This is a genomic window from Frigoribacterium sp. AC759, assembly GCF_979256015.1.
This window is the reverse complement of sequence record NZ_CEEDMT010000066.1, coordinates 1-359: the sequence shown is the minus strand read 5'-3', so window position 1 is coordinate 359 and position 359 is coordinate 1. Positions and strand designations below refer to the sequence as shown.

The following is a 359-nucleotide window of genomic DNA, read 5'->3' as shown; positions in this document are numbered from 1 at the left end:
GACGATGATCGTGTAGTCGGTCTCGGGGGTGAGGTCGGGTGCTTCGAAGGCGCCGGTGTCGTCGGTGGTGGTCTCGACCGCGACGTCCTGGGTGTCGGTGTCGATGATGGTGATCGGGGTGTCGGTCACGGGGTCGCCGGTGTCGTCAGTGATGGTGCCGACGATGTCGACCGTGTCCGGTACCGGGTCGACGGGTGCGGCGGGCTGTTCGAGTTCGAGGGGCGGGTTGGGGTCGCCGGCTGCGGGGGTGGTGAATTCGATGGGTCGGTCGGTGTCGCCGTCGACGATGATCGTGTAGTCGGTCTCGGGGGTGAGGTCGGGTGCTTCGAAGGCGCCGGTGTCGTCGGTGGTGGTCTCGA

1 protein-coding gene is annotated in these 359 nt (G+C 67.4%); it reads right to left on the bottom strand.

The window, feature by feature from the left end; all coding sequences use genetic code 11:
* A partial coding sequence (locus ACZ6JE_RS15115; protein WP_464319465.1) for a carboxypeptidase-like regulatory domain-containing protein occupies positions 1-359 on the bottom strand: 359 nt, incomplete at both ends.